Annotated in this window: 4 protein-coding genes; 2 read left to right on the top strand and 2 right to left on the bottom strand. The window is 71.7% G+C overall.

The annotated features are described in order from the left end of the window. Positions 1-299 (bottom strand): hypothetical protein (locus tag KGQ19_RS47740; RefSeq protein ID WP_212022161.1); only part of this gene is annotated, 299 nt, incomplete at its 3' end. Positions 300-655: 356 nt separating this feature from the next. Between KGQ19_RS47740 and KGQ19_RS47735 the strand changes: the two genes are divergently transcribed. Next, positions 656-1,435 carry an electron transfer flavoprotein subunit beta/FixA family protein gene (locus KGQ19_RS47735; RefSeq protein ID WP_230420541.1) on the top strand — a complete coding sequence of 260 codons (780 nt, stop codon included), beginning with the start codon at positions 656-658 and terminating at the stop codon, positions 1,433-1,435. Between the two features lie 14 nt (positions 1,436-1,449). Further along, positions 1,450-2,400: an electron transfer flavoprotein subunit alpha/FixB family protein gene (locus KGQ19_RS47730; RefSeq protein WP_212022159.1), complete on the top strand. Its 951-nt coding sequence runs from the start codon at positions 1,450-1,452 to the stop codon at positions 2,398-2,400. Here KGQ19_RS47730 and KGQ19_RS47725 read toward each other — a convergent pair. Then, positions 2,372-3,965 (bottom strand): protein kinase domain-containing protein (locus tag KGQ19_RS47725; RefSeq protein ID WP_212022157.1); only part of this gene is annotated, 1,594 nt, incomplete at its 5' end. The two genes, KGQ19_RS47730 and KGQ19_RS47725, sit on opposite strands and share 29 nt — an antisense overlap.

Below are 3,965 nucleotides of genomic sequence, written 5' to 3'. Positions count from 1 at the left end.
CCCGCCACCACCCGATCGGCCGCCGAATACCGCCCCGCCGATTCCGCCAGCCCCCGAGCCGCCTCCGCCAGCCAGCCGCCCAGCTCGCCGAGCTCCGTCAGGTCCGCGTCCCGCTGCGCAGCGCAGTGCTCCGCCAGCGACTCCGCCTCCGGTAGTTTTCCGAACCACCGCGGCTCCACCCGCAAATCCGCCACCCACGCGCCGACCCTCGCCAGCTCCGCCACCCGCGCGTGCAGCGTGTCGCCGTAGGTGGCCAATATCTGCGGCTGTACCTCGAACGCGAACCCCGGACCGGTCATCCGACCATCCCCCTTTGGTCAATGTGTTTCGATCAGACTACCCGCTTCCCATCTCCCACGGTAGTCACTCGATTACCGTAAGCACCACGCTCGTCGTTCACTTGTTCGGCTCATCGCCTGCTTCGCTCCGGACGTGATGCGCGTCGCTTCCGGTGGCACTACCAAGCGGTAACTTTGTCGGGATACGATCCCCTCGGACGGCACCGTCGGTACCCGTCGGGCCGCACCACAGGATGGGGAAGACCTCGCGCGTTTGACCCCATGATCGGAGCTCTGTTTTCTCGACCAGGTCCGACCATGGCAAGCTGCGGAGGAGAGACCGGAGAAGCCCTCAAGCAGGAGGTCGGACAGCGATCATGAAAATCGTCGTCTGTGTGAAGCAGGTGCCGGACACGGAGGCCGAGAAGCGGCTCCTCCCGGACACCCTGACCGTGGACCGGGAGAGCTCGAACCCGGTGCTCAACGAGATGGACGAGTTCGCCATCGAGGAAGCGCTCAAGCTCACCGAGGCGCACGGCGGCGAGGTCGTGGTGCTGACCATGGGCCCGGACGGCGCCGACGCCGCGGTGCGCAAGGCCCTGTCGATGGGTGCGCATTCCGGCATCCTGCTGTCCGACCCGGCGCTGGCCGGCTCCGACGCGGTCGCCACCTCCTACGCCATCGCGCAGGCCCTGGGCACCACCGAGTACGACCTGGTGATCCTGGGCTCGGAGGCCTCCGACGCCCGCACCTCGCTGGTCCCGGCCATGCTGGCCGAGCGGCTGGGCCTGCCGCAGCTGACCTTCGCCTCCAAGGTGGAGATCGACGGCACCTCGATCACCGTGAACCGGCTCACCGACTACGGCCACGACGTGGTCCAGGCCCAGCTGCCGGCCGTGGTGTCGGTGGTCGAGAAGATCAACGAGCCCCGCTACCCCTCCTTCAAGGGCATCATGGCGGCCAAGAAGAAGCCGGTCGCCGAGCTGGACGTGGCCGCCGCCGGGATCGACGCCGCGCTGGTCGGCCAGGCCGCCGCGGCCACCACCGTGGTCGACGCCGCCCAGCGCCCGCCGCGCAGCGCCGGGGTGAAGGTCACCGACGAGGGCGACGGCGGCGTGAAGCTCGCCGAGTTCCTGTCCGCGCAGAAGTTCATCTAAGGGAGCTTTGGAAAATGGCTGAGATCCTGGTCCTCGTCGACCACGCCGACGGCGCGGTCAAGAAGGTCACGCTGGAGCTGCTGACCAAGGCCCGTGCGCTGGGCACGCCCAGCGCGGTGTTCATCGGCGCCGGCTACGACAAGGCGGCCGAGAAGCTGGCCGAGTACGGCGCCGCCAAGGCCTACGTGGCCGAGGACGCCGAGCTGGACGGCTATGTCACCGCCCCCAAGGCCGAGCTGCTGGCCAAGCTGGTCGCCGAGCACGCCCCGGCGGCCGTGCTGGTGCCGGCCACCGCCGAGGGCAAGGAGGTGGCCGCCCGGCTGGCGATCAAGACCGGCTCCGGCGTCCTCACCGACGCCGTCGACGTCAGCGCCGACCTGGTCGCCGAGCAGAGCATCTTCGGCGGCTCGACCGTGGCCCACTCCAAGGTCGCCAAGGGCACCCCGATCATCGCGATGCGCCCGAACGCCACCGCGCCCGAGGCCGCCCCGGCGACCGCGGAGCGCGTGGACGTCTCGGTGGAGCTGACCGACGCGGCCAAGCTGGCCAAGGTCGTGGAGAAGGTCGTGCTCCCCAAGGGCGACCGCCCCGAGCTCACCGAGGCCTCGATCGTGGTCTCCGGCGGCCGCGGCGTCGGCAGCGGCGAGAACTTCGCCGTCATCGAGAAGCTGGCCGACGCCCTCGGCGCCGCCGTCGGCGCCTCCCGCGCCGCCGTGGACGCCGGCTGGTACCCGCACCAGGCGCAGGTCGGCCAGACCGGCAAGACCGTGTCCCCGCAGCTGTACATCGCCGCCGGCATCTCCGGCGCGATCCAGCACCGGGCCGGCATGCAGACCTCGAAGACCATCGTCGCCATCAACAAGGACGAGGAGGCGCCGATCTTCGAGCTCGCCGACTACGGCGTCATCGGCGACCTGTTCAAGGTGGTCCCGCAGGTCACCGACGAGATTCTGAAGCGGAAGTAGTCCGCGGAGTACTCTCCCGGCCGCTTCGCCCACCCGACGACGGGCTGGGCGAGGCGGCTTTTGGTTTCGCTCTCGGTTTCGCGGTGGAGGCGGTGGACGCGGTGGAGACCGACGTGGCCGGGCTCAGCGGGCGCGGCGGAGCGCTGTGGCCGGTGTGGGGGAGCAGCAGGAGCGTCGCGGCCACGGCGCCGCCCAGGAAGGCTCCCAGGGCGGCATAGATGGGAAAGCGACGGCGGGGTGCTCGGTGTTGGGTGGTCAGCGGCGGGATGTCAGGCGGCTCGGTGGTAGAAGGCTTAGAAGGCTCAGCGGCAGACGGTTCGGACTCCGGGTCGAGCAGGACCGCGGTGTAGGCGGAGCCGGGCCCGGGCCGGTGGTGCTCGGCGTCGGTGATGTCCGGTTGCTTGGGTGAGTAGTGCGGCAGCTCCGGTGGGGTGCGGGCGGGTTCGGCCTGAGGCGGGGTGCCAGAGGCGGCGGGCTGCTCGGCCGAGCCGCGCGCCAGGCCCGGCTCGCGGATCCCGTCGGCCGGCGAGCCGAGCGGGGGAGTGGGCCTGCGGAGCTCATAGCTGGCGGCCTGGCTGAGCGCGGATTGTGCCTCGGTACGCGCCTCGGTACGTACCTCGGTCTGCGGCCTGGACTCGGCATTCCGCGGCCTGCGTCGCCTGGCCCCGATATGCGAGGGCTGAGCCGCGACCGCGTTCGCGATGTCCAGTGCCGAGTCCGCGACCGAATCGAAGGCCGTCGTCTGGGCCGCCGAGGTCGTCGGGACCCACAGCGGGTCGGCGGCCGTGACTTCCAACCAGGCGGCGAGCTCGGCCTCGCGCCGTGCGATGTCGCCGAGCACCGCTTGCGAGAGCCAGTCGGCGGCCGGTGCGACGCGGTCCGCGATCTCCGGCGCGCTCGGGCGTTCCGCGGGGTCCTTCGCCAGGCAGGCGGTGAGGATCTCGACCAGATCGTCCGGCAGGCCGTCCAGCTTCGGCGGCTCGTGCACCACCCGGTAGAGCAGCGCGGGCCCGTCGCCGGCGCCGAAGGGGCTCTGGCCGCGGGCCGCGTAGGCGACGACCGTCGCCATCGCGAAGACGTCGGAGGCGAAGCTCGTGGGTTCGCCGACCGCCTGTTCCGGCGACAGGAAGCCCGGGGAGCCGATCAGGGCGCCGGCCCTGGTGAGCGGGACGTCGTCGACCGCGCGGGCCACGCCGAAGTCGATCAGGCGCGGGCCGTCCGGGGCCACCAGCACGTTCGAGGGCTTCACGTCGCGGTGCACGACCCCGGCCGCGTGCACCTCCGCCAGGGCCAGGGCCAGGCCGTGGGTCAGGGTGTGGAGTCCCGCGGGGGAGAACGGGCCGAAGTCCAGCAGCGCGTCGGTGATGGAAGGGCCCGGAACGTACTCCGACGCCAGCCACGGCAGCTCCGCCTCGGGATCCGCCGCCACCACCGGGGCGATCAACGCCGCGCCGCCGGAACCGGTCGCACCGCGGCTTCCGCCTTCCCCGTGCTGATCGCCGCCGCCGCCATCGCCATTGCCGTCACCCGCACTGCCGCCACCCGCGCTGCGGCCACCACCCCCC

It is taken from the genome of Catenulispora pinistramenti, from assembly GCF_018274385.1.
In the GTDB taxonomy this organism is placed as follows: Bacteria; Actinomycetota; Actinomycetes; order Streptomycetales; family Catenulisporaceae; genus Catenulispora; species Catenulispora pinistramenti.
Note: the sequence above shows the minus strand (reverse complement) of the source record. Positions and strands in the feature narration are given on the sequence as shown.

Bases quoted from the DNA above. Each gene is read 5' to 3' on its own strand.
- KGQ19_RS47735 (WP_230420541.1), top strand. From the start codon at position 656: ATGAAAATCGTCGTCTGTGTGAAGCAGGTGCCGGACACGGAGGCCGAG.
- KGQ19_RS47730 (WP_212022159.1), top strand. From the start codon at position 1,450: ATGGCTGAGATCCTGGTCCTCGTCGACCACGCCGACGGCGCGGTCAAG.